We start from the raw sequence: 25,985 nt of genomic DNA, 5'->3' as shown, positions 1-25,985 counted from the left end.
ACATGAAATACATATCATTTTCTATGCTGGCTCTTTCTATGATGACAGCTAGCGCATACGCTGAGCAACAACTCTCTCAACAACCCGCACCTGAACTGTTCGTGCCTTCAGAAGCGGTTGAGATTAATGGCCAAGATTATCGCAAGGTGCAAACGGGTACAGCTAGGAGCCTATACGAAGAAGTAAAACTTCAAGCCGGTGATGAAGTGTTTAAGAATGCGTTTAGCAATGTATCCAAGGCCACTGGACTGGTTTACATCACGGTAAACAACCCTAACGAAGCGAAATCGGTCGCCAAAGAGCTAAAGCTGGAAGTTGTCTTCGCAGAGGGAGAGTCTGCGGTGTTAAAAGCATCTCAAGATCAAGACCTACTGAGCATTAGCGACTATCTAAACGCAGACAGCCGGGTAAAAGCGTCTAAAATTGAACTAAACAGCGGTAAGTACCGTGCACAATAATTCTCTAGCAAGAGAAGTTGGCTGATAAAACCATGCCTCGGCAATTGCTGAGGCATTTTTATAGGTGGGTATAGAAACCCTCTTTTTCTTTTGTAGATTACTACGGAACTAGCATGATATTTAGGAGAGCGTGTCCGGCAGCGCCTGTCATTTCTTAAATAAAATAACTTCGGTTCTTAGTCTATCCTGCGTGGTTTCTTGCGGATTATCTAAGTAGCGCTCAATCCCTAATGGGCTGGTTTTGGCTTTCATACCACTCTGACGAACCAAGTTCATCGCTAAAGCCCATGCATTTCCCAAAAACTGATATTCCCCACGGTGCTCGACGACGAATGTTTCACTCTCAGGTATGGTACCGGAAACCGCTCCCTCTGGCGCAGTTACTGCGTTATCAAGTGGCAAGCAAGTGATAAACTCAAACGTGCCTGTCTGCATATCCATCGACTGGTAATAACAAAATAACTCGCCGTTCACAGATAAGCCCTTGTCATCAACTATCTGCTTTAACTGTTGAACTTGTTCTTCTATTACCGGACCTAATTCTGGAATGGTGGCCTCGCCTTTTATTCCGATGTAGTGAACCTGAGGCAGGGTTCGATTACCAATTTCAACCAAGTCTGAGAGCACTTGCCCGGTTTCAAGTTGGCTTTTAAGCATGCGTAGCCCACGTTGATAATCCATCTCTATCATCGACTTAAACATACTTTTCAAAAAGAACAGATACCAAGGAACGCGTGATTGCATTTGCCATTCGACTAAACAACCATCTTGTGACGGCGTCACTATTAGAGTCACCTTTCCTTGACTCTTGATTGGGCGAAAGAAATGAAGCTCCATATCTAACCGATGTTCTTGAGTGCTTTCCAATACAATGGCACCAGTTCCAATACGCTGACCATTCCATTGGTAACCGGCTCCAACGTGACCTTGATTATCGCTGAATGTCAGCTCGCAGCTCGGTTCAAGAATGATCCAAGGTGACCAATCAGGCCAGTTATTAAAATCCTTGAGATAGCCAATAATCTCGCTTTGATTCTTATTAATTTCAATACTTCTGCTGACCTGATAAGAAAGCATAACGGTTCCTCAAGTTTCCGCGTCACTTACTTCAGTCTAATTCAAATTCCAGTTTTTTCTTGTTTGACTGTGGGTTAGACGCACAAAGCTAGGAACAGAATTCCACTTTCGCACTAAATCGAACACCATCATCGTCCAGTATTAACGCCCATCCCATCCGTTCACATATGCGTTGTACGATAACAAGCCCACAACCGTAGCCGGCGTTGTACGTCTCGTTACCATCGTGACGATTCAGGATCTTGAGAGCATGACCATCCAACTCAATCTCAATATCTCCCACACTATAGCTAAAGGCATTTTTAATCAGATTGTTGATTACAATGGTCACAAAACTCTCTGGTGCATTCACGACACCACTATGTTGTTCGTGCAAAGCGTAATTCGAATCTTGCTTGGCAAATAAAGGGGCCAGCTCTTCCAGTTGTTTTTGTAAACAAGTAAGAAGCTGATGCTCTCCGTAATGCTGAGGCTCTATTTTCTCTTTACCGAGCAAGAGAAACGCTTCTGTCAGTACGCGCATGTCTTCACAAGCTGACTGCATCCTCGCGATGGCTTTTTGCGCGACTCGAGGTTGTTCTGGAATACGCGTTAGAATGTCTGTTGAGCCTTTGATCACCATGATTGGCGTTCTCAACTCATGCGATGCAAAACGGCTAAATTCTTGTTCTCGTTTGAAGTAGCCCGCGATATCGTTTTTATTATCCAGCAAAGTTTGCTCTATCTGGCGTGTCTCGCTGAACTTGGTTTCAACTTGGAAAACGGGTTGATCCGGTGACATTTGGCTGATTTTGTCTTCGATTTGCGCTAGTGGTCGAGACAATATTCGCACCATATAAATGCCATACCCGACCATAACAAATGAAAATAAGCCACCGAGCAGTAGTGTAAACTGATGCAGCGAGCTTTCGTATTCGTCGAGGTAATCATCGGAGTCATCTTGAAACACAATGTACATAAGCCCCTTCCCTGAGGGGTGTTTCAATACGACAAAGTGTTTGTCTTCTTCACCAAGCAGATATTCGTAAAAACCGGGCGAAGTAAAAGAGAGCAACCAATCCGGTGTCGGTGCTTCACTCCAATATGAGTTGAACTCCAATACGTTTGGCAATGGCGCATCCCAGCCCTGTTTCTCGAAATTCTCACTATAAAGCGCAGCTTCAGTATCAAGCCAGTGATGTAAACTCAGCACTTCGAGTTTGTTTTCTGCCACATAAATCAGCGACCAAAAAAGAGTAAACATCACAAACGTCATGCCCCCAAAACCCCAACGGATCTTGCGATAAATACTTGGATATTCGTTATGCTTTAAGTCGGTAACCTTGTCCATGAATAGTCTCTAATCGTGATTCTTCAAAACCTTTGTCTAACGCGGTTCTTAAACCATAAATATGGCTACGAAGTGCATCACTTCCGGGTGGTTCGTCTCCCCACACACTATCGATCACTTCTGTGCGCGAAACCGATGCTGGAGCACGTTGGAGAAGTAACTTTAAAATCTTGGTTTGAATTCGGCTCAGCTTAATTTCTTTGTCTTTTCTCGTCACTTTGCCTGTGCGCGCATCTAAACAAATGTCCGCAAACTTGAGCGTGCCAATATCTTGCCTTGGACCGCGATTAGCCAAAGCATGAACACGCAAACTAAGCTCTTCCATCGCAAATGGCTTCATTAAATAATCATCGCCTCCCGCTTTAAATGCCGCGATTTTGTCATCTAACGTATCTTTTGCGGTTAGGAAGAGGATTGGCGTTCCACAAAGCTCATCTTGTCGCAGTTTCTGTACCGTACTAATGCCATCGAGCTTAGGCATCATGATATCCATGATGATTACATCGTAATGATTATCCTCGATTAACTTCAGTGCGGCCTCACCATGATACGCACAATCGATAATCATGCCTTCAAGCTCAAGATAGTCCGCAATCGTCTCCGAGACATTGTGGTTGTCATCTACAATTAAAATTTTCATAAAAATCACATTTCTTCACGATCTCTTCACGATATACCCAATAAGATACAGGCAATTTCCTAAACTAGCTCGTAAATTGAGGTTAATACAATGAAAAAACTCGCTCTTATTTCTGTAGTAGGTTTGGCATTGTCTGGTTGTGGTGGTTCAGGTGGTGGCAGCAATAGCGATAGCACACCAACTCGACCAGTAGTGAAACCAAGTGTAGCGATTGGCTCTGTTGAAGCGGTCAACGCTGAAGAAAACACGTTAACCGTCAATGGATATACATACCATGTATCTGGGGTGGTTTATGGCGATACATCAATGCAGTTAGCCGATGTAGAACCCAAAATGATGGTTCAAGTAGGAACAGATGTTCGTAAAGCGTCTGACGATGGCTTCTTAGTAACACTTGAGCCAACCATTACCGGACGTGTTACAGCAATTGATTATGTGAAGAAAACATTTACGGTAAACGGCGTAGATCTGCAGTTTGACGGTTTAAGTGATGATATAGAGATCAACGACTGGGTGATGGTGTCATCCTTGCCGACTGCTGATGCGGGTTATCGAGTGTTGTCTGTGGTCGAAATCGACGTAGATAACGATTACCCAACTCTTGGAAGCTACTACGAACTGGAAGGTCGCATTACTAGTATCGATGAAAATGCTGCCATGTTTAAGCTTGGTTCAAATATAACCGTATCTTACGACAACATTAGCCAACTTAGCATCGGCCAATGGGTGGAAGTAGAAGGTGAAATGCAAAACGGCGTCTTCATGGCAAATGAGGTAGAAGTTGAAGGCTACGACGTCATAAGCAATGACAGCGATGTGGAAGGCATCGTGACTTGGGTTGCAAATGATTACAGTGAGTTTTCATTAAACTACCGAGGTGCATTCTTCATCGATAACGCAACACGATTTGAAGATGGCAGCAAAGCGAACCTAAAACAAGGTCAAGAAGTGGAAGTAACGTCTGTCATGAAAAATGGCAAACGCATCGCTACCGTTATTGAGTTTGAGCAACCAGACTTTGACGATAACAACCAATGGCACGGTAAAGAATTTGAATGTGAAGGATACGTATCAAACTACGATGTTGAAGCAAGAACATTTGACATCGAGCGTTGCGAAAACGACGCAGATCAATTGCTAAACAACACTACCGTTGTGATTGATGCACAAACACGCTTCCAAGGCATCGAAGAACTTAACCTAAATGGTGCTCGTGTCGAAGTCGATGGTGTAATCATCAACGACCAAAATATTGCCCGTGAAGTGGAGTTGGACGTTTACGACAACTGATACCTTCTACGCTAAAGAAAAAGTGTCACTTCGGTGGCACTTTTTTGTTTTCACCTTACTATGCTTCCCTAGACTCAAACTAGCAAATTTCCGCGTAACTCTTTTCTCCAAATTACACTTTACCTATGTTCCACAATATTGGTGACTACTATGAAAAACGTTATCTCACTCTGCTTATCTTACTTTTAGCTTCATCCACCAGCTTAGCTAACGTGACTCCCCCTGACTGCGATGCAGAAAAAACAACCAAAACCGTTGCGAAAAAAACCGTGGTTGGTATTGGCAGTTGTTGTACACCTAAAGAAACATTGAAAGATACCGCGATTGATCCAAGAAAAGACAAACTGCCAGATGAAAGGGTGGCGGGCAAAGCTGTTGATACAACGACACAAGAAAAAAGAGAGGAAAACGGTGAAAAGACGTGACAAAAAAGCTCAATAAAAATTAACGTCTACACCATAGAGTTTGAGCGTAGAAAGCATGTTGCCGAAATAAACTGATTACTTACCTGTTGTTTGATGCCCAAGTTCAACCCTGTTTTCTCATATTCCAATACAGGACTTTGACCTCGTACTATTTTTACTACACAAGTCAATTAATTAGTAATAGTTTCTCTTAACTCTGAGACTTTGAGCCTAATGAAAAGTGCCACAACTTGCATACAAATCACTTGTCTATATTGTACACATACAATATATGAAAAAAGGAGGTCTAACGATGGTTAGAGGTTATAGTGAGCAGACGCTAAAAACCGAACCTGTAGTTCAGTTGGCGATACTGACAGGCTTAGATGCAGATTTGAGTTTTATCAGAAACAACAGAGAAAAGGTTTTGCCTGTAATAACAGGTGTCATTTTGTATCGACAGCTCAATCGACTCGACCAAAGAAAAGTCCTTGAACAAGCACAGGCTTTAGGGAATCCGAAATTTTTCGGTAAGGTTCAAATGCTGATAGCGCAAAGTATTGCTAAGCCCATGTGGAACCCTTGGAGTCTATCAGATGGTGAGTTGCGCCAGTATTTCGATACTCATCAGGCAGTCGCAGACTTCCTTTCTACATGGTTTATCACCATCGATATTAAACTTGAGGTCGGCTTTGCAGCAGCTGTTATATACGGGCTATCAAAAGGTCAAGGGGCTGCATTGATTAAAGAAATGGCTTCTGTGCACATCGCTGAAGAGACTTTCAAGAAACTCAGCCTCTCATCAACTGCGCAACGAGCTGGCGCGAGAGCATTTTTTGTAGCGGTTATTCTCGCGAGTGTACTCAAAGGCTTTAACGAGGCTGATGCGCTAGCTGCAAAGCAAGAGTTACTACGACGTAACATGCTTAGAATAGAGGATTTGTAAGCTATGTTTTGGATACTGGGTCTTTTTATCTCGTTGTTTATCATGTACTCGGATTATGCGCATTATTTCTATACCAAGCGGCACGGAAAGAAATCTAAGGTTTCTCGCTTATTAAGCTTGCTGATCACGGTAACGCTTCCTATGATTGCTACTACCGAGATTTTGAACGATCTTGGGGCAGGGAAAGTCACCTACCAAGTGTGTGTAATTTTCGTTTCGGCTTTAGTTGGTCTTCTGGTCTGTTTGTCGGAACAGTATCGTTTTAAGGCAGAAAGAGATTAGTCGTATCATGTTGTGTAGCTATCAACAAAGGCACCAAATTAGCGCCTCTTTCATTCTTGGTGTATTAATAACCGATTCGGGCAGGTAAGTTTGGAGCAAATGTTTCCTCACGTGTATCCTCGATCACGCGACCGCTATTATGACTTCCTGAATGAAGCAAAATGTATCTTTCGGCTAATTTTTAACTCGCTGACTTAGAACCTTTAATCACCTGAATACGCATAGTTCATGCCCACCATTGAGCCGTCTGAACTATTCGCTGTACCATGATAGAAAATAGTTTCTGTATTGAAACATATATCCCTTGCGCGTGAATATTTAGCTGACTCGGACATATCAAATCTAGCCTCAACTGATATCCAAGTGAACTTTCAATTTGCAAGACCAGTTGTTCATAATTTATTTAAAAGTTAAAAACTAGTTAATGGCGAGCTAATACAAAAAAGAGCGCCGATTGACGCTCTTTCCGATCTCTAATTGATAACCAATTATGCTGTCTCTGTCTGACCTATCCAATGATAATGGTGGTTGGCTTTTTTACCCACTAAACCGAGCTCTGCCAATTCCTCAAACACCTTGTCTACCTCTTCCGCAGATAGCCTAAATTGTTTGGCAACGGCTTTTTTTGTGCACGTAATTTGATGCGTTTTAAGTGCATCGCTCACATGCTCTAACAGAGTTTTCGGTTCTTTTGGCTCTTCAGGCTCCGGCGTTACTGGTATTTCTTGCTCTTCCTCCTCTTTGATATGAGGAAGATACCCCGCTGGCTCTGGATCGATATCGCGAACCGTTTTCAGTATCATGCCCTCATTTCGGCGATAGAAATGTCTGAACCGTTGCTCTTCACCAATCAGGCCGACAAAAAATGCAGCAAAGAAATCCAACAAAATCGAAAGAAATACAACCAAGCCAAGCTGAGCTTGCTGAGAGGTGGTACCAAATGCGTTGGCTAGGCTATCAATCAAACCAATCACTGAGCCTTGCGTGACCGGTGGCAAACTATCACGTTCCATAGCCAAGCGTTGCTGCTCTTCGCGTAAGGTTTTGTTTTGCTCCTGAATGCGAGTTACACCGGTCGCGATACGTTCCATCTCGATGTATTTCTGCGCTGCCATATTGTTGAGCTCAATCTGTTTATCGATTGCCGCAATTTGGCGATTAAACGCTTCCACTTTCGCCTGCTCTACCGAAATATGACTTTGTGCGCTGTTTGTTGCACTGTTAATGCCACCAATACTACCGCCAATGGAGATCGCAGCTAAGACTAAATAAAACACGAGAGCGGTGGCCGCCCCTGTATAGTTGCGATGGGCTCGGCGCTCACCGTATTCATACCAAGCGTAGAACTTACCCGCTTCAAAAATAATCGCTAAACCACCAAATAAGGTTTGCATCATCGGGTTTTCGTCGATCGACAAAAACAGCAATAGAGAAAAAATAGTCGATGCTAAAATCGCAGCACCAGTGAATGCGTATACACTCACCATGGCAAATCGACCTTTAGGGTATCGATATCCAATCTGTTGTTCGTATTTCATTTGAGAAATTTCTTAAGATTAATCGCCCCTCCGACTAAGTAGGACGGACGTTCTGGCATGTACAAAGGAGCGCAGAATACCGTATCCTTTATTAAATTACTGTCATAATTCCGTTAATGGAAAACAAGTGAAGATTCGGTGTGCATTTTGAATCGATATCAGCCAAATCTAGCACGTAAAAACACCACCACGACACCCACTAACCGAAGCTTCAGTGACATATAAGAGAGATTAATTCGGTATCTTCAAAAGCGACTAGACAAGACTGACAAGTTGAATTAGAGGTTGTGAATGCCAGCCGAATCAAGACATTAAAGCGTTAATAACAGGCAATAAAACAAATAATGCACACTTGCATCACCTTTTAGTAAACTGATAATTACATTGTTTGGTTAATTTGTTAGTATCCCGCGCCGAAGAAGATAAGCACTCAATTGTATGGAAAACACTCTAATACAGCATAAACACCATCGCTTGCACGCTATTGCGGTTATTATCGCGGTGTTGTTTCAGTTGTATTTAGCGTCCACAGCGACTCTTAACCCAACACAAGTTCACAGCACAACCTGGCTTAACAACGTTCAAAGTGAAAAGGTCTTACTGTGTACCGCAGATGGTTTCAAATGGGTGGATATCAATACGCTGATTGAAGCTAACGCTCAACCTTCTTCTACGCTCATTCAAGATCTTAATTTACATGAAGGCTTTCAGTTTGAGTGTCCGCTTCTTCAAGCGGTTCAATTCTTTCTTTTGGTTGCGATTGGGCTATACCTGACTACCATCCATTGGCTGCGCCGAGTCAAGAATGCCCTGACGCCTTACCGATTTTCAAAATGCGATAGGCTCGTTTACAAACACATCGCGCCTAAGCACTCTCCGCCGAGTGTTTTTCCTGCCTAACAGGCATCTAATCATTAACAACTTTATTCAAAAATAACGATGACTCTGTTTGTTGTCCATTCAGAGAAGCTATTCATTCAAAAGGAAAAACACATGCTTAAATCATTTAAAACCGCCGCTATCGCGCTTATTGCTGTCATCGCTAGCCCACTGAGTTTAGCGCACGATTATGAAGCAGGAAAAATTCATATCGACCATCCATGGAGCCGCGAAGCGCCACCAAACGCACCTGTTATCGGTGGTTTTTTTCAATTAACCAACCACGGTGACAGTGAAGATGCATTGATCGCAGCAGAAAGCCCAATCGCAGGACATGTCGAAATTCACACGCATAAGAAAGAAGATGGTGTGATGAAAATGATTAAGATTGACGAAGTGCACGTTCCAGCCAATGACTCAGTGTTGTTTAAGCCAGGCAGTTTCCATTTAATGATTTTCAATCCAACACAAGCGCTCAAAGAAGGTGACCGCTTCCCTATGACGTTAACATTCAAAAACGCGGGTACAGTGGAAGTAGAAATGGCGGTTGAAAAACAAGGTCACATGGAAAAACACATGCACCATTAATGACGTAAACAAAAATGCCCGCTGATTTAGCGGGCATTTTTATTTCAGCTTAGTAAAAATCATTATTCCGATAGATCATAACCCGATTCTTCAGAAGAATAGCAGCGCTTCGCGAGACGAAGTCATAAATTTGGTAACAATGCCCATAGCGCAATTAGTTTTCTTTCTACTTGAAACAGACCTCAGCCCAACGAGCTAGGCCAGCAGTTACCGAGCCAAAATAATTTCCACTGACAACCGGAATATTTGGCAGTACGGTTTGTACCGCATCGCGCAAGATTGGCGAGCGTGCCGAACCACCAGTCATAAAGATAGCATCGGGTTTCACCCCAGCTTGCTCTACCGCTTCTGTCACCAACGCCGTCATTTTATTCTTCGGCGACTGAATCGCTTCGATCATTTCGTCTCGTTGCACATCGACTTCAATCAGTTCTGACAGTAAGTTGATGCCAGTTCGGTAAGAAGCTTGTTCTGAAAGCGCCACTTTCGCTTCTTCGGCACGGCGAACAATGTTGTAGCCTAAAGACTCATGATACACCTCTAGCAAACGAGCAAGCTTTTCTGGCTCTTGAGCCTGCTTTTGAAGCAGCTTCAACGCGGATAGGTTCTCTCGCGAATAGAAATCACTCTGCGCTTCTACATTGTTGATTGCTATCGGGTTCCAGAATTGGGTGGTCGGCATCACAATACCTGACTCCATTTTGCTTTCCATGCCAAACGGGAACATGAGCTGCTTAAATGCTAACGCGATATCAAGATCATTCCCGCCGACGCGCTGGCCACTATGAGCTAACAAGCTTGCGGTCCTATCCGCTTTGCCACGCCAAGACGGCCCCATTTGAATCAACGAGCAGTCCGTTGTACCACCGCCAATATCGACCACTAGAATGGTTTTGTCTTCGCTGAGTGTCGCTTCATACTCTAGGCCCGCCGCGACAGGCTCAAACTGAAACTCCACATTTTGGAAGCCCGCACGTTTCGCTGCCCGCAACAAAATGCGTTCAGCCTGAATGTTAGCCGTTTCACCGCCACGCCCATGGAAGTTAATTGGCCGGCCGATAACAGCATCGGTAATACTTTGCTGCGCATCGTTTTCGGCTTGCGACTTAATATTGTCCATCATCGCGCAGACAAGATCTTCGAAGAAAGCCAATTGCACGTCACGCAAGCCAGAAGCGCCAAGAAAAGACTTCGGCGACTTTACGTAATAGATATCACGAGGATCTTCCAAATAGAGATTAAGCGCCGCCTGACCAAATGCAATGTCGTCAGATTCGAGCTCAATACTTTCTTCTCTGTTTAAATTGATTGCCCGGCGTAAAACCTGCTCACCAACTTGATCTAATGGTTTAATATCTCGATGGCGAAATAAGTGCTCGGATACCGATTCACGAGTCGGTGCAGCAAGGGTGGAAGGAATAAATGGACTGCTCCCTTCTAGGTTAAGCATTACTGGCTCACCCGATTCCATTTTTGCCACTGAACAGTTTGCAGTGCCATAGTCAAAGCCGATAAACATAGTTCCTCCCACTAATAAGGGCCTGTAGACCGTTAAAAAGCCGGCAATGCTAACTTAATGGCATAGGAATTACTATCCTAAAATCGTGTGTAATTTAACGTGGCAAGTCTATCTAAGGTTTATTGCTCTCTTTTTTCATAGATGGCAAAACAACCGCAACCAATAACGCTAATAATAAGAATACAGGAGTAAGCGTTAACCCGTGCCAGATCGAATAACCGTCATGGAACAACCAGAAAATACCAACAGTCAAGATATACGCAAAGTAACTGCAAAACACTAAGCTAATCGCAACAAAGCGAGTTCGATTGATAATAAGAATCCGCACTAGATACTGACTAAGAATACCAGAACAGTGCATGGCAAGCTGCCAATTGATGATAAAGAAAGCAAGCGCAATAAACCCTGCAACCACTAGTGAATCGTGAGTATTTAAAATAAAGTAGCTACCAAATCGGCTTATGATGATCGGGTAATCCCCTTCATATACTGTTGACCAAGATATCGCATTTGCTGCTGCAATATAATTCGCAAAATAAGCGATGGCGTAAAAAGTCGTTTGAGAACTGAACGGCTGAAATACATCCGTACAATATCCTCGCCATTCTTCTTTGTTGGCGGTAGGTCCAACCCAGTTACGTTTTTGATGAGCGACGCGCTCGGCGAATGCAGGTCCGTTGCGAAACAACAACCAAAATATATACAGTGAAAGTATGACCAAGAGTATCGAAAACATACCCTTCCCCCTCAGAAATTATCGGCTCCACTGCCAATGGCGTTGGGGTCGTAAACTGCACTTCCCTGCTATACCTATTTCATTTATCTGAACTTATTATTTTATTGCTGCCAAAACTTATTTAACGACATGCTAAACAGAAACAAGGTCTCACTTGATGTTTAAGCTCAAAAACCTACTTGTAGGTTTAGCACACAAAAACAGGGCCTGCAGAATGGAGAAAAGGAAATCGCGACTTATTAACGAACATGAAAACGCTAACTTGCTACGGTGACCGCGATGAGGGGAGAAGCATTCAAAGCGGTCATACATGCGGGAGGAACAGCTATTTCTCTAGCTTCTCTTCAAATACACCAATCTCTCTACCCAGCCAAATCGCGCGTTCCGTATGATCGAGCAACTCTTCTTCACTCACAGGATGGATAAGCACAGAAAAATCACCTCGAATTGTATCGAGCCAAGCCAAAAACTCTTCACTCAATGACTCTAGGTGAATTTCAAACATCGGCATTTTATGTGGGCCAACCAATCTTCCAACCAAAGGAAACACACGCAGCACATCTTGACGCTCTTGACGGATGATCTCGTTCAAGGCTTGCGCTTTATCTTGTTCTCTTAAAGGAAAATAAACATGAGCGTGATACATAATTTCTCCATAATCACTTCGACTTGAGCGCCATCTACTGCTGATAAGCTCAAGGACCGCCGAGGGTATACATTTGTAATGCCGTCACCCTACCTTGATTCCACTCTGTTGGGAAGAAGTTATGTATTCTCAGAAGGCCGGAGTTTCGGGCACAACAAAAAATCTCAATACAACACATAACAACTACTTGAGTTGATTCATTAATAATGACTCACTTTGTCAAATTTTACAGCCAAATTTTGTTGCAAATATGTTTCATTAACCAGTAATTAAATTCGAGTTTAAAAATACCACCAACAAAATAACAGCACATTACTCTGCCAAATCAGGGTGTAAGCAAAACTTTACTACTGGTCAAAAGTCAAAATGAAGCACAATTTAACAATTTGTTTACACTTATTGTATCTGGCTATACCACGATTTAGTTAGAGGGTTAGATGCAGAAAAATGTTTCTCTGTGTCTTGCGATGAAATAGCCGCAGCGGTGTTATCGAAAAATAGTTTAAAGGACGTACAGATGCCTACAGCTATAGAAAACACAAGCAACCTTAGGTATGGCCTTTGCGCTGATATCAGAGTTTGAGTACCCATACAAACTCTGGTTTGATATGAACAGCTGCAGTCCAAAAGACACGCAGCGTCAAAAGGAGCTTGAGATGAACGTTCAGGCATTACCCATGCATCGGTTTATCGACCATCATGGGGACCTAGTCGGCCAACTACCCAACTGGGCTGACACTGAAACTTTGGTCGGGTTTTACCGAGATATGGTATTAACTCGCACTTACGACAACAAAGCCGTTGCATTGCAACGCACCGGCAAGTTAGGGACCTACCCTTCGCACCTAGGTGCTGAAGCCATCGGCATTGCAGTCGGCAGAGCGCTGAAAGCCGATGATGTATTTGTCCCTTATTATCGCGATATGCCTGCAATGTGGTGTCGTGGTATTGGCATGGAGAAGAATCTTCAATACTGGGGCGGTGATGAGCGCGGTAGTGATTTTGCTCCTGAGGGCAGCCCAATTCCTAGCCGAGATCTTCCATTCTGTGTCCCCATTGCGACGCAATGTACGCACGCTGTCGGGGTCGCTTCCGCACTGAAAATTCAAGGTAACCATGAAGCTGCGCTAGTCATGTGTGGCGATGGCGGTACATCCAAAGGGGATTTTCTAGAGTCAATAAACTGTGCGGGTGCTTGGAATATTCCACTTGTTTTCGTTGTGAATAACAACCAGTGGGCAATTTCAGTGCCGCGTAGCCTTCAATGTGCTGCCGATTTCTTATCAGAAAAAGCGCAAGGCGCTGGTATACCGGGCATTACGGTAGATGGTAACGATGTCGTCGCCGTTTATGATGCAACCAAGACCGCACTTGAGAGAGCGAGAAAAGGGAAAGGCGCAACACTCATCGAAGCGGTCAGTTATCGATTAAGTGACCACACTACTGCCGATGATGCGACTCGTTATCGTAAAGAGGACGATGTTCAAACCGCATGGCAATACGAACCTATAGCACGTCTTAAAACGTATCTCCTTAATCAAGGTGCTTGGAGCGATGAACAAGAGCAACAATGGCTAGAATACTGCAAGGAACAAGTGGAACTGGCAGTTGAACGCTACCTCAGCTTACCGTCACAAGCACCAGAAACTGGGTTCGATTATTTGTATGAATCGCTTCCCCAAGAGCTTCACGCTCAAAGAGATGAACTCATCAACAAAGCAATGCGAATGCAGGGAGGCAAACATGGCTGAACTAACGTTAGTTGAAGCAGTAAACCTCGCTCTGCACCACGAAATGCAACAAGACCAAAATGTTGTCGTGTTAGGTGAGGACGTAGGTGATAATGGTGGCGTATTCCGTGCCACCGTAGGGCTCAAACAAGAGTTTGGTCTCAAACGAGTGATCGATACGCCCCTCGCTGAAGCGTTAATCGGCGGTGTTGCGGTCGGTATGGCAACGCAAGGATTACGACCTGTCGCCGAATTTCAATTTCAAGGTTTTGTTTTTCCGGCAATGGAGCACTTAATGTGCCACGCGGCACGCATGCGTAACCGAACTCGCGGCCGCCTCACTTGCCCTGCGGTTTTCCGTGCGCCATTTGGCGGCGGTATCCACGCTCCAGAGCACCACTCAGAAAGTGTAGAGGCGCTATTTGCGCACACTGCTGGCTTTAAAGTAGTGATTCCTTCTTCACCTCAGCGCGCATACGGCCTGCTTCTCGCCGCGATTCGAAGCAATGATCCTGTTATGTTCTTCGAACCGAAACGCATTTATCGAACCGTAAAATCTGACGTCGTTGACAATGGCGAAGCACTTCCACTCGACACCTGCTTCACCTTACGTAAAGGGCGAGATATCACGCTTGTTACTTGGGGCGCATGCGTCGTAGAGTCACTTCAAGCCGCACAGACCTTATCTAGTCAAGGGATTGAAGTCGAGGTGATTGATTTGGCGAGCATTAAGCCAATTGATACCGCAACGATTTTCAGCTCACTAGAAAAAACCGGACGTTTACTCGTTGTTCATGAAGCGAGTAAAACTTGTGGTGTGGGCTCTGAGCTTTTAGCTCGAACAGCCGAACACGCCATGTGCTTACTAAAAGCCCCACCTAAACGAGTAACTGGAATGGACACCATTATGCCTTATTACCGTAACGAAGATTATTTCATGGTTCAGGAAGAAGACATTGTGACCGCAGCGCGCGAACTCGTGGAGGATTGGAAATGAAGACGTTTAACTTACCCGATCTCGGCGAAGGCCTCGCTGAATCAGAAATTGTAAAATGGCACGTTAATGTCGGTGACATGGTTAAGTTGGATCAAGTGATCTTAACTGTCGAGACAGCAAAAGCGACGGTCGACGTTCCCGCCCCCTACTCGGGCCGTGTAGTCAGCCGCCATGGGGAAGAAGGTGATATCGTCAATATTGGCGCATTGCTACTCGAAATTGACGAAACTGGCGCAGAGCGCGGGGCTACGGTAGAGAAAAAAGAGACTGCTGACGCCGCGACCGTTGTCGGCAATGTTTCTCATCAAGCGCATCACGTTAACGTCGATGACTTCTGGATTGGAGGCAATCACAACACGACTGAGAGTAATCTAGTTACTGCTCTACCGTCGGCTCGTCTATTGGCACAAAAACTTGGGGTAGATCTTAATCTCGTGTCAGGCAGTGGTCCAAACGGTCTTATCGTTGATGCCGACATTTACGACGAAGCCGGAAAACAGCGTCCGGGCACAGAAGTATTGAAAGGTGCTCGACGCACCATGGTGTCCTCGATGACTGAGTCACACGAGCACGTTGCTGCCGTGACCATTACAGAAGAAGCGTTGCTGGAAGACTGGCTGCCGAACGAAGACATCAGTATCCGCCTGGTTCAAGCGATTGTTCATGCGTGTCAGGAAGAGCCCGCTTTAAATGCTTGGTTTGATGCAGAAACCATGACGCGTTGCGTGCACAATACAGTTAACCTTGGTATTGCTGTAGATAGCCGTCATGGCTTGTACGTACCCGTATTGCGCCACGCAGATGAATACGAGCCACAAGATGTTCGTCGTTGGCTCGATCAAACTGTTGAAGGGATCAGAGAGAGAAAAATCGGTCGAGAGCAATTACAGCACGCGACGATTACGCTTTCCAACTTCGGAGCGATTGCCGGCATTTACGCGACACCTGTCGTCACACCTCCGCAAGTCGCTATTGTTGGTGCTGGTCGAATACTCGACCGAGTGGTGATAAGAAATGGTCAAGCAATTTCGGTGAAAGCAATGCCGCTATCCGTAACGTTTGATCATCGCGCTTGTACTGGTGGTGAAGCAGCAAGGTTTACTAAAGTGCTTGCAGAACACCTGCAACGCCCGAGCGAAAAGTAACTGGTAAAAACCAAATGATAAAGGCTTCCAGTTCGGAAGCCTTTTGTTTGAGAGAACAGATTATATCTACAGCTTCTCTAGCAACTCCGGCATCACCTCAAATAAATCGCCGACCAACCCATAGTCAGCGATGTCAAAGATAGGCGCATCGGGATCGCTGTTAATTGCGACAATCACCTTTGAGTCTTTCATTCCCGCTAAATGTTGAATAGCACCAGAAATTCCGACGGCAATGTATAATTCAGGTGCAACAATTTTACCGGTTTGCCCGACTTGATGGTCATTAGACACATAACCCGCATCGACCGCCGCTCGGGACGCTCCTACCGCTCCACCTAGCTTGTCAGCCAATTGTTCGACTAAAGCAAACTTCTCTTTACTCCCGAATGCACGACCACCCGATACCACCACTCTAGCCGCTGGCAATTCTGGTCGCTCACTTTCTGGCGTTTGCTGCGAAATAAACTCACTAAGTTTGTTGATAATAACCGTATCGACTTGAGTAACCTTAGGGACAACTGGCGTGTCTGACAGCTCTACGGCATCAAAAGCCGTACTTCGTATGGTCATCACTTTAAAGGGGTCGTTCGACGTGACTCTCACCAATGCATTCCCGGCATAAATGGGACGAATCACCGTATCGATAGACTCTATGGTCATCACGTCCGAAAGTTGCCCTACATCGAGCAACGCCGCCACGCGAGGCATCACATTCTTACCAAACGTACTGGCAGGAGAAAGAATGTGTGAGTAGTTTTTGGCTACTTGTGAGATCAAAGGGGCGATATTTTCCGCTAACCCATGCTCGTATTCCTTCGCGTCAACCCAGATAATTTCTGCAACGCCCTTAACACACTTCAACTCATCCAAAACCGATTGGCACTGATAACCAATAAGCAATACAGACACAGGAAGCGATTTATCACCATCCTTGATATCAAATGCCGCTTTAATTGCACACAGCGTCCCTACAGCCAAGGACTGGTTGTCATGTTCCGCAATGACAAGTGTTGCTAATGGTCGGTCGTCCATGGTCATGCCTCGTATAACACGTCAGATCCATTACTTGAGCTTAGTTCACTTCACGTTAACGTCAACTGAGCTATAGTTTTCTGTATAGAAACCAAAAACCTGTCACGCAGATGACGATAATAGAAAGGAAGCAGATAGATGGAACGAGAATGCATGGAGTTTGATGTCGTGATCGTGGGAGCCGGACCTGCGGGCTTAAGTGCCGCTTGTCGCCTAGCTCAACTTAGCCAAGATAGTGAAGGTGACGCACTTTCAATTTGCGTTGTAGAAAAAGGCTCAGAAGTGGGCGCACATATTTTATCTGGCGCTGTTTTTGAAACTAATGCCTTGGATGAACTTTTCCCCGATTGGAAAGAAATGGACGCCCCGCTATCAGCCTCAGTTCAGCAAGACCATTTCCTTTATCTTACTACTGAGCAAAACCATATTCGCGTCCCTCATTTCCTTACGCCACGTCCAATGATAAATGGCGAAAATAATTATGTAATTAGCCTTGCCAACCTTTGCCGTTGGCTCGCTAACCAAGCAGAAAGTCTTGGGGTGGAAGTTTTTCCTGGCTTTGCCGCTGCAAGCATCAATTATGATCAGACTGGCGCCGTGACAGGCATTAATACGAGCGATATGGGACTAGATAAGAACGGCCAAGCCAAACCTAACTTTGAGCCAGGTATCGAGCTAAAGGCAAAATACACTCTTTTTGCTGAAGGTTGTCGCGGACATCTGGGTAAAGAACTTATTCAAAGGTTCGACCTAGACGCAGGCAAGCAACCTCAGCACTACGCGCTTGGCTTAAAAGAGATATGGGAATTACCCTCTGACAGCAAGGATGTATCCGGCAGTGTTATCCACTCCGCTGGCTGGCCTTTGAGCGAGACAAATACCACTGGCGGCGGTTTTCTCTATCACATGGAGAACAACCAAATCGCGGTCGGTTTGATCGTAGATTTAAACTACAGCAACCCTTACTTAAGCCCGTTTGACGAGTTTCAACGCTTTAAGCATCATCCAGCTATCGAGCAACACCTAAAAGGTGCCCAACGTATCGCATATGGTGCAAGAGCCATTGCAAAAGGTGGACTTTCTTCTCTACCGAAACAGCAATTCCCCGGCGGTTTATTGATTGGTTGTGATGCAGGCACTTTGAATGTCGCTAAAATTAAAGGCAGCCACACCGCCATGAAGTCCGGAATCATTGCAGCAGAAGCGGTACATACGGCCCGACAAACTGGGGCTTCTGAGCCAGACTACCAGTCATTGTTTGAATCATCATGGTTGTATGACGAGCTCGCCGAAACACGTAACTTTGGTGCGAACATCCACAAGTTTGGCAGCATACTGGGCGGTGCACTTTCGACCTTTGAGCATAACCTATGGCAACCACTGGTTAAGAAGCCGTTACCTTGGACTGTCAAGGACTATTCGTACGATCACGAACAGTTAAAACCTAAACAAGAGTGCCAACCAATTACATACCCAAAACCAGATGGTGAAATCAGTTTTGATAAGCCTTCGTCGGTATTTTTATCGGGAACACAGCACGAAGAGAACCAACCTTGCCACCTTGTTCTGACTTATCCTCACATTCCAATTGATGTGAATTTGGGTATGTATGACGAGCCGAGCCAGCGCTATTGCCCCGCTGGGGTTTACGAAGTGGTGGAAGTTGAGAGTAAGTTGAAGTTTCAGATAAATGCCGCCAACTGCGTGCATTGCAAAACCTGTGACATCAAAGATCCTTCACAAAACATCACATGGAAAGCGCCAGAAGGTGGTGGCGGACCAAGCTATCAAAACATGTAACCAAAGAACCACTTAAAGTGCGAAGCAGTGCATTTACTACTGCCAATTTTTGAAGTGGTTAGGCAAAAAGTCGGTAACTAACAACAGCAGAAAAGAAAAACAGCACCTGATGATTCAATCAGGTGCTGTTTACTAAAATAACTTTATCTTCAGGTAATACTAATCCACGTTAAAAACTTGGTGATGGAACAGCTGATCAACGATTTCATGAGATGTCGCTGACGACCCTAGCTCCAACCCTGATAAATCAAAGTTCTCTAATGCCACTGACATTGTGTTGCTGCCTTCTCCAGTAATCGTCAAGTTCAGAGTATCTTGGGCACTATCGTAGTCTGCGCTTACGTGTTCCAACAAGTTATCCATATCCGTTGTGTCGTCACCGACAAACTCAAGAATGTCACTCAAATCCAGCTTGTCTTCATCCAGCCTAAAGTCTTTAATCACATCTCTTGATGACGTCATGTCCAGTGATTCTTGAGTAAAGGTGAAGGTGTCAATACCCTCTCCACCTGTCAAGATGTCACTGCCTAGACCTCCCGTCAGGATATCGTTTCCAAGCCCACCAACCAGAATGTCATCGCCTGCGCCACCACTCAACGTATCTTCACCTGCTTGTCCTAGCAAAATATCAATGCTTTCGCCACCAGTGATGCTATTCGCAAACTCATCTCCCACCGACGCATGGCGCTCAGTTTGCACAATATCGGTGCCAGAATCGTTCAATGTAAGTGTAAAGACGTTTTCACTTATGCCACCTTTACCATCAGACACTTTAAACAAGAAATGTAAATCCGCCTGCTGGTCTCCCTGTAGAGTAAGCTCATCGCTTTGAGTAAAGCTATAACTGCCATTGGATGACACTTCCAAAGTGCCGAACGCTGTCTGGATATGAAGCTGACCATCTACGTCACTGGATGAAGAAACTAACGGCTGATTTACAGTTACACCGTGCAGATCTGCGCCCAGCAGAGTGAAATCGCCTTCTGCCAAAGAAACGGTCATGCTATCACCATCAGCGTCCTGGCTTCCCGCCAGTAACTCACCGGCAATTGGATCGGGAGAGAACTGGTTTAGGTACTGCCCCAAGTCTTCACCTGAGTCGATAAACACCACTTTGTCGCTAAGCTCATCTAGAGCCTCTGCTGCTTTGACATTATCAGAGAGAGCAATACCAATCCCATATACCTTGGCGTCATGAGTCTGTTTGTAATCTTCCCAGCGCTCGGCTAGATCAGGAGAAGTAACAGCGCCCACGCTAGGGTTGGGTTCGCCATCTGAGATAAAGAATATGGTGTCCTTACTCTCTGACGGTTTTTCTGGACCGAAATAGTCCCAACCATCCTGCCAAGGGTAAACGGCATTACTTGCCTCACCAGGCTCCATTACAGCCTCTAAAGCTTTATCGTAATCCGTATTGGTACCGTATTCTACGTCACACCAGTTGCGCACATATTCTGAAACTTCATTTTGGAAACTTAAATCGTTTGGATCACGGCCATTCATCTCTGGTGGGCGTGTCATCAACTCAACTTCACTCAAAGTCAGCCAGCTATGTGTGGATGTATCACCGTCGAAACGTACCAGGCGGATATAGGTATTTGATTCTCCTCCATCGGCAATCATGTTTTCAACCATGGAATGTAACGCTGCTGCTGCTTTGTAAGCTCTCGATTCAGTTTTCGGTGCGGTTGCATCACGACCCACGGTATTCTCACCGTCAAAGGTACGGGTCATGCTGTTCGAGTGGTCGAACACTACCGTCACTTTATTGATCGGTAAGTCTTCCATCTGAGCAAAGCCCTGAACTGGAGATGAGGTTGGGGCATGGTTCTCAGTGACATTCAGGATAACCTGAGTTGTATCGGTATCCACACCATCGCTTGCAGACACTTCCAACTGATACGTTTGCTGAGTCGAGTGATCCAGTTTTACACCATCTTTCAGCCAAATCTCACCACTATTAGAGTCAACACGGAATAGATCAGCATCACCACCACTCAATTCATACTTTATGGTGTCACTGCCATCCGGATCAAACGCTTCCACCTGGCCGACTAATACCCCAACTTCTTGCTCAGCGACGTCAAAGCTTGCTGTATCTTCTGTTGGCATACCGTTGGCATCGGTGCCATGGGTTTGGTCTGTATCACCGACACTGATGAATTCTGGTGCGCGATCTCGGATATCAATGGTAACTTCACTATTTGTAGTATCACCGTCAGCATCGATAACCGTAACGTCAAGCTTCTCTTGTTGATGACCTACAACATTGCTCGCTTGATAGTCGTAGTGACCATTTTCAAAGTTAATGGTCAGCTTGCCGTGGTTGGTATCAATTTGCGCCAGAGAATGATCCGATATTTTCGTGCCATCGCTGGTAGTGACATCACCGTTTATTTTGTTGTAGTAATATATCTCGCCATCGATAGTGATGTGATCTACCCACTGAGCATCACCGCCATTGTCATCCAGAAGGTTACCTTGCAACTGGCCTGAGACCGTTTTGCTAAGCAAATCCCCAATCTGAGAATCATCTACAACGACAATAGCACTGCCTTTATCTGTCGCGATCGACTCCAGGTGTTCCAGAGACGCACCATTACCGATACCGACAGACCAGATATTTTCAACATCCTGACCGCTACTGCTGATGCCATTTTCCATCGCATTTTGCAGAATGATGCCCTCTTCTTCAGAAGTAGGCTGAACCCGACCATTCACTATGTCCTGATAACGCTGTTCACTTTCAAAATCATCTGATGTTGACCACTTAATCAAGTTTTCACGGGTTTGAATTTCTCCCACGTTCGTTTGATTTGTCCAATAGGTAAAATCGGAAGGTCGACCATCTGAGATAAAGTAAAGCTGGGTATTGGTATTACTAAGCAATGCATCATCTTCTGGATCACTAAGTATTTCATTTATTTGGTCAACGGCCTGGTTATATGGCGTCGATGCATATGGATGTATACCAGAGATAAAGGAATCAATGGCCTCGGCAGAATCTAGCCACTCAGAAATCTGGCCAGATGGTTGTCCGCTGTAAGTTGCAATTCTAAAACTTACTGGACCCAAATCTTGGTATTGCTCAAACATTGACTTAATAGAGTCTTGAGCAAGTTGCCAGCGAGTAACATATTGTCCGTCTGCATCTGTTACCCAGTCGAGCATTGATTCTGACGCATCAAGTGCAATCACAACACTATTACTTTGTGAATCAACATCATTTATTTCGTAGTGAGCTGAAGACGATGACGGTAATGAATCCGTCACATTCAGATGCAAGGTGGCACTCTCAGACTGACCTCCGGCATCCACCTCGACGCTAGCGCGGATATCCAGCATGTCCGCCCCCTGCTCCGCATGATCAAGAGGCATATGTTGATCAACTGTGAAATGACCCGTTTTGCTATCTATGTTGGCTTGAACCACTTTGATGCGGTCGGCACCTGTTCCAGTATAACCAGTTAGAGTGCTCTGATCTGCACTCACTTCAAACACAACCTCTTTACCATCACTGGTGAAACCACCTAGGTTTTGATCGGCGTTGAAGTGATATTCAGCCTCCGTTGCAGAACCGAGGTTTGCGATAAAGTTGCCTTCAGCATGTACGCCAGTATCCGTATCAACTTGAGATTCATCCAATGCTGCGTGTGCATCACTGAGCGACATAGGCTCACCCATCACACTAACGGTAACTTCTGCTTTATCAGTCAGGCCGTCGTCATCACGGATGGTGTATTCGAAGGTATAATCTTTCACTTCACCCGTTTTCAGAGTTTGTTGATCAGCTGGCAGTGACTCTAGGTACTTGACCGCATCAAAGACCAATTTACCATCTTGCAGACTAAGGAAACTTTCTGATGGATAGTCGATAATAGTCAGAGCGTCACCATCCGGGTCGCTGTCATTCGCCAGAACATCCAGCTCTAACGTGCCTGAGCCGTTGGTCTGGTAAGCTTCATCAAAGGTCGTCAGGTCCGCTGATACCTGAGTAATAAAGTACTCTGAGCCTTTAGGATCAATGACACCGTCTTTATAGCTGGTAGTAGACATTTCAATACTATCGAAGAAACGCCCATCTGCATTGATGTTGACTACTTGATTACCACCACGGGTACCTTCAAACACACCTGTCGCAACCAAGTCACCTTTGTAGTAAGCCTTCCAAACACCGCGCTCAATACCAGGCTCCCAGCTACCGTTCGAAGTGTCTGTCCATAGGTTTTTCACTTCAACTTCAGCATGATCGGCAACCTGACCATTAGCGAAGGAGAAGCGCATTGCTTCACTTTGTCCAGTTGCATCATCATATCGAATCTGACCATCTTGAACCCGGTCTGAGCCGCTGTCTAGCGCAGAACTAACGCCATATTTGTGGTCGCCGTCACCAACATAATCAGCTTTCGATGCATCAGAAACCTTGTTTCCAGATCGAGTATCAATCACATAATAATCAACTGTGATATCAGTGCTATCATCCCAGTTGCTCTGGTCAAGTGTCTTGGTTGTTTTTTCAATGCCCTTATCATCTTCAGCAATAGGGGCTTCATTAATATCGCGAACCAACACTTCGACCTGAGCGGTGTCTTTACCGCCAAACTGGTCACGAGCTTCCACTTCTAGCTGGTAGTTATCGATAGATTCATGGTCCAGATTTGCACCATTTTTGACACTGATCTCACCAGTAAGACTGTTGATTTCAAACAGTTCGCTATGACCGTTTAAGTGATACGTTATCTGACTGTCCTGATCGACATCGAATGCATTTACTTTTCCAATTACACCCGATTGACTGTTTTCATCAACGCTAAACTGGTAACTATCGATGTCGGTTTTACCTTGAGCATCCAGACCAAAGTTGTCATTACTCCCACTAACAAATTCAGGAGCATCATTAGTGCCCGTAATATCAATCACGATCTTTTGTTGGGTGCCATCGGTCGCCGTGAGAGTGATGATGTCTTGCACCTGGTCACCCTCGTCCAACTGTTGAACCTGGCTTTGGTCCAGCGTATACGTCCACTGACCATCCACCAATGCTAGCTCACCATAGGTGCCTGTAACGGTGGTGTTGCTGAACACTGGCTCATCGCCATTATCAACATCAGAGATGGTGATGGTGCCTGTTGCGGTCGCGACATCCCCGAGGTTGCCTTCGGTCACCTTGCCGGTGAACGTGCCCGTCACGACTGGTGCGTCTTCGGTGCCCGTAATATCAATCACGATGTTTTGTTGGGTGCCATCGGTCGCCGTGAGAGTGATGGTGTCTTGTACCTGATCACCTTCGTCCAGCTGTTGAACCTGGCTTTGGTCCAGCGTATACGTCCACTTCCCGTCCACCAATGCTAGCTCACCGTAGGTGCCCGTAACGGTAGTGTTGCTGAACACTGGCTCATCGCCATTATCAACATCAGAGATAGTAATAGTACCTGTTGCGGTCGCGACATCACCGAGGTTGCCTTCGCTCACCTTGCCGGTAAACGTACCGTCAACAATAGGCGTGTCTTCGGTGCCCGTAATATCAATCACGATCTTTTGTTGGGTGCCATCGGTCGCCGTGAGAGTGATGGTGTCTTGCACCTGATCACCCTCGTCCAACTGCTGAACCTGGCTTTGGTCCAACGTATACGTCCACTGCCCCCCCACCAATACCAGCTCACCGTAGGTGCCCGTAACGGTGGTGTTTGCAAAAATCGGATCGTCGCCATTATCAACATCAGAAATAGAAATGGTGTCTGTTGCGGTTGCGACATCACCGAGATTGCCTTCGATCACCTTGCCGGTGAACGTACCCGTCACGACTGGCGTGTCTTCGGTGCCCGTAATATCAATCACGATGTTTTGTTGGGTGCCATCGGTTGCCGTGAGAGTGATGGTGTCTTGTACTTTTTCACCCTCGTCCAGCTGTTGAACCTGGCTTTGGTCCAGCGTATACGTCCACTTCCCATCCACCAATACCAGCTCACCATAGGTGCCCGTCACGGTGGTGTTTGCAAAAATCGGATCGTCGCCATTATCAACATCAGAGATAGTAATGGTGCCGGTTGCGGTCGCAACATCACCGAGATTACCTTCAGTCACCTTGCCGGTGAACGCACCGTCAACAATAGGCGCGTCTTCGGTGCCCGTAATATCAATCACGATGTTTTGTTGGGTACCATCGGTTGCAGTGAGAGTGATGGTGTCTTGCACCTGCTCACCCTCATCTAACTCTTGAACCAGACTTTGGTCCAGCATATACGTCCACTTTCCATCCACCAACACCAACTCACCATAGGTGCCCGTAACGGTAGTGTTGCTGAACACTGGCTCATCGCCATTATCAACATCAGAGATAGTGATGGTACCTGTTGCGGTCGCGACATCACCGAGATTGCCTTCGGTCACCTTGCCGGTGAACGTGCCCGTCACGACTGGCGTGTCTTCGGTGCCCGTAATATCAATCACGATGTTTTGTTGGGTGCCATCGGTCGCCGTGAGAGTGATGGTGTCTTGTACCTGGTCACCCTCGTCCAGCTGTTGAACCTGGCTTTGGTTCAACGTATACGTCCATTGCCCATCCACCAATACCAGCTCACCGTAAGTGCCCGTAACGGTGGTGTTTGCAAAAGTCGGATCGTCGCCGTTATCAACATCAGAGATAGTAATGGTACCGGTTGCGATCGCGACATCACCGAGGTTGCCTTCGGTTACCTTGCCCGTGAATGTGCCCGTCACGACTGGCGTGTCTTCGGTGCCCGTAATATCAATCACGATATTTTGTTGGGTGCCATCGGTTGCCGTGAGAGTGATGGTGTCTTGCACCCGGTCACCCTCGTCCAACTGTTGGACCTGGCTTTGATCCAGCGTATACGTCCATTGCCCATCCACCAATGCTAGCTCACCGTAAGTACCCGTAACGGTGGTGTTTGCAAAAATCGGATCGTCACCGTTATCAACATCAGA

20 protein-coding genes are annotated in these 25,985 nt (G+C 45.6%); 11 read left to right on the top strand and 9 right to left on the bottom strand.

Going from position 1 to position 25,985, the window contains the following annotated elements:
- The first annotated feature begins 2 nt into the window (after window positions 1-2).
- Entirely contained in the window at window positions 3-458 is a 456-nt protein-coding gene (locus F7Y48_RS08535; RefSeq protein WP_164665694.1) for a hypothetical protein, read from the top strand.
- A 147-nt stretch (window positions 459-605) separates the two neighbouring features.
- Here the strand turns inward: F7Y48_RS08535 and F7Y48_RS08530 are convergent, their stop codons facing one another.
- From F7Y48_RS08530 to F7Y48_RS08520, 3 genes are all read right to left on the bottom strand, one after another.
- The gene (locus F7Y48_RS08530; RefSeq protein ID WP_256949971.1) at window positions 606-1,535 is read right to left on the bottom strand and encodes an SRPBCC family protein; all 930 of its coding nucleotides are present in this window, start codon (window positions 1,533-1,535) and stop codon (window positions 606-608) included.
- A gap of 88 nt (window positions 1,536-1,623) precedes the next feature.
- Window positions 1,624-2,865, bottom strand: a complete 1,242-nt coding sequence (locus F7Y48_RS08525; RefSeq protein WP_258507415.1) for a sensor histidine kinase — start codon at window positions 2,863-2,865, stop codon at window positions 1,624-1,626.
- Window positions 2,837-3,505 carry a response regulator transcription factor gene (locus F7Y48_RS08520; protein WP_047009266.1) on the bottom strand — a complete coding sequence of 223 codons (669 nt, stop codon included), beginning with the start codon at window positions 3,503-3,505 and terminating at the stop codon, window positions 2,837-2,839. The genes F7Y48_RS08525 and F7Y48_RS08520 overlap by 29 nt, the downstream gene beginning before the upstream one ends.
- A gap of 90 nt (window positions 3,506-3,595) precedes the next feature.
- Here F7Y48_RS08520 and F7Y48_RS08515 point away from each other — a divergent pair, with 90 nt between their 5' ends.
- The 4 genes from F7Y48_RS08515 to F7Y48_RS08500 all read left to right on the top strand — a co-directional run bounded on the left by F7Y48_RS08515 (window position 3,596) and on the right by F7Y48_RS08500 (window position 6,427).
- Entirely contained in the window at window positions 3,596-4,795 is a 1,200-nt protein-coding gene (locus F7Y48_RS08515; RefSeq protein WP_316683424.1) for a DUF5666 domain-containing protein, read from the top strand.
- Between the two features lie 125 nt (window positions 4,796-4,920).
- Window positions 4,921-5,220: a hypothetical protein gene (locus F7Y48_RS08510; RefSeq protein ID WP_145472013.1), complete on the top strand. Its 300-nt coding sequence runs from the start codon at window positions 4,921-4,923 to the stop codon at window positions 5,218-5,220.
- A gap of 292 nt (window positions 5,221-5,512) precedes the next feature.
- The gene (locus F7Y48_RS08505; RefSeq protein ID WP_256894148.1) at window positions 5,513-6,145 is read left to right on the top strand and encodes a hypothetical protein; all 633 of its coding nucleotides are present in this window, start codon (window positions 5,513-5,515) and stop codon (window positions 6,143-6,145) included.
- A 3-nt stretch (window positions 6,146-6,148) separates the two neighbouring features.
- Window positions 6,149-6,427: a hypothetical protein gene (locus F7Y48_RS08500; RefSeq protein ID WP_046875328.1), complete on the top strand. Its 279-nt coding sequence runs from the start codon at window positions 6,149-6,151 to the stop codon at window positions 6,425-6,427.
- A gap of 488 nt (window positions 6,428-6,915) precedes the next feature.
- Here the strand turns inward: F7Y48_RS08500 and F7Y48_RS08495 are convergent, their stop codons facing one another.
- Entirely contained in the window at window positions 6,916-7,965 is a 1,050-nt protein-coding gene (locus tag F7Y48_RS08495) for a Preprotein translocase subunit SecY (RefSeq protein ID WP_316683420.1), read from the bottom strand.
- Between the two features lie 438 nt (window positions 7,966-8,403).
- Here F7Y48_RS08495 and F7Y48_RS08490 point away from each other — a divergent pair, with 438 nt between their 5' ends.
- Window positions 8,404-8,865, top strand: a complete 462-nt coding sequence (locus tag F7Y48_RS08490) for a hypothetical protein (protein WP_164665699.1) — start codon at window positions 8,404-8,406, stop codon at window positions 8,863-8,865.
- Between the two features lie 93 nt (window positions 8,866-8,958).
- Window positions 8,959-9,432 (top strand): copper chaperone PCu(A)C, encoded by a 474-nt coding sequence (locus tag F7Y48_RS08485; RefSeq protein ID WP_301616579.1) that lies wholly within the window; start codon window positions 8,959-8,961, stop codon window positions 9,430-9,432.
- Window positions 9,433-9,598: 166 nt separating this feature from the next.
- Here the strand turns inward: F7Y48_RS08485 and yegD are convergent, their stop codons facing one another.
- The 3 genes from yegD to F7Y48_RS08470 all read right to left on the bottom strand — a co-directional run bounded on the left by yegD (window position 9,599) and on the right by F7Y48_RS08470 (window position 12,333).
- Entirely contained in the window at window positions 9,599-10,951 is a 1,353-nt protein-coding gene (gene yegD, locus F7Y48_RS08480; RefSeq protein ID WP_316683413.1) for a molecular chaperone, read from the bottom strand.
- Window positions 10,952-11,063: 112 nt separating this feature from the next.
- Complete coding sequence (locus F7Y48_RS08475) at window positions 11,064-11,687, bottom strand: hypothetical protein (protein WP_316683411.1); 624 nt, start codon at window positions 11,685-11,687, stop codon at window positions 11,064-11,066.
- A gap of 325 nt (window positions 11,688-12,012) precedes the next feature.
- Window positions 12,013-12,333 carry a DOPA 4,5-dioxygenase family protein gene (locus F7Y48_RS08470; RefSeq protein ID WP_005375836.1) on the bottom strand — a complete coding sequence of 107 codons (321 nt, stop codon included), beginning with the start codon at window positions 12,331-12,333 and terminating at the stop codon, window positions 12,013-12,015.
- 656 nt (window positions 12,334-12,989) lie between these two features.
- Between F7Y48_RS08470 and pdhA the strand changes: the two genes are divergently transcribed.
- From pdhA to F7Y48_RS08455, 3 genes are read left to right on the top strand one after another with little or no spacing between them, the layout of a single operon-like run.
- The gene (gene pdhA / locus F7Y48_RS08465; protein WP_012842500.1) at window positions 12,990-14,084 is read left to right on the top strand and encodes a pyruvate dehydrogenase (acetyl-transferring) E1 component subunit alpha; all 1,095 of its coding nucleotides are present in this window, start codon (window positions 12,990-12,992) and stop codon (window positions 14,082-14,084) included.
- Complete coding sequence (locus F7Y48_RS08460) at window positions 14,077-15,060, top strand: alpha-ketoacid dehydrogenase subunit beta (protein ID WP_104972702.1); 984 nt, start codon at window positions 14,077-14,079, stop codon at window positions 15,058-15,060. The genes pdhA and F7Y48_RS08460 overlap by 8 nt, the downstream gene beginning before the upstream one ends.
- Complete coding sequence (locus tag F7Y48_RS08455; RefSeq protein WP_047009272.1) at window positions 15,057-16,205, top strand: dihydrolipoamide acetyltransferase family protein; 1,149 nt, start codon at window positions 15,057-15,059, stop codon at window positions 16,203-16,205. The genes F7Y48_RS08460 and F7Y48_RS08455 overlap by 4 nt, the downstream gene beginning before the upstream one ends.
- A gap of 66 nt (window positions 16,206-16,271) precedes the next feature.
- Here the strand turns inward: F7Y48_RS08455 and F7Y48_RS08450 are convergent, their stop codons facing one another.
- Window positions 16,272-17,237, bottom strand: coding sequence for an electron transfer flavoprotein subunit alpha/FixB family protein (locus tag F7Y48_RS08450; RefSeq protein ID WP_316683383.1), 966 nt, complete (start codon window positions 17,235-17,237; stop codon window positions 16,272-16,274).
- A gap of 138 nt (window positions 17,238-17,375) precedes the next feature.
- Here F7Y48_RS08450 and F7Y48_RS08445 point away from each other — a divergent pair, with 138 nt between their 5' ends.
- Window positions 17,376-19,037: an electron transfer flavoprotein-ubiquinone oxidoreductase gene (locus F7Y48_RS08445; RefSeq protein ID WP_316683381.1), complete on the top strand. Its 1,662-nt coding sequence runs from the start codon at window positions 17,376-17,378 to the stop codon at window positions 19,035-19,037.
- Between the two features lie 159 nt (window positions 19,038-19,196).
- Here F7Y48_RS08445 and F7Y48_RS08440 read toward each other — a convergent pair.
- Window positions 19,197-25,985: VCBS domain-containing protein (locus tag F7Y48_RS08440; RefSeq protein ID WP_316683380.1), on the bottom strand; the 6,789-nt coding region annotated here is incomplete at its 5' end.

This window comes from Vibrio sp. 2-1-2a, assembly GCF_032648565.1.
GTDB lineage: Bacteria > Pseudomonadota > Gammaproteobacteria > Enterobacterales > Vibrionaceae > Vibrio > Vibrio diabolicus.
Note: the sequence above shows the minus strand (reverse complement) of the source record. Positions and strands in the feature narration are given on the sequence as shown.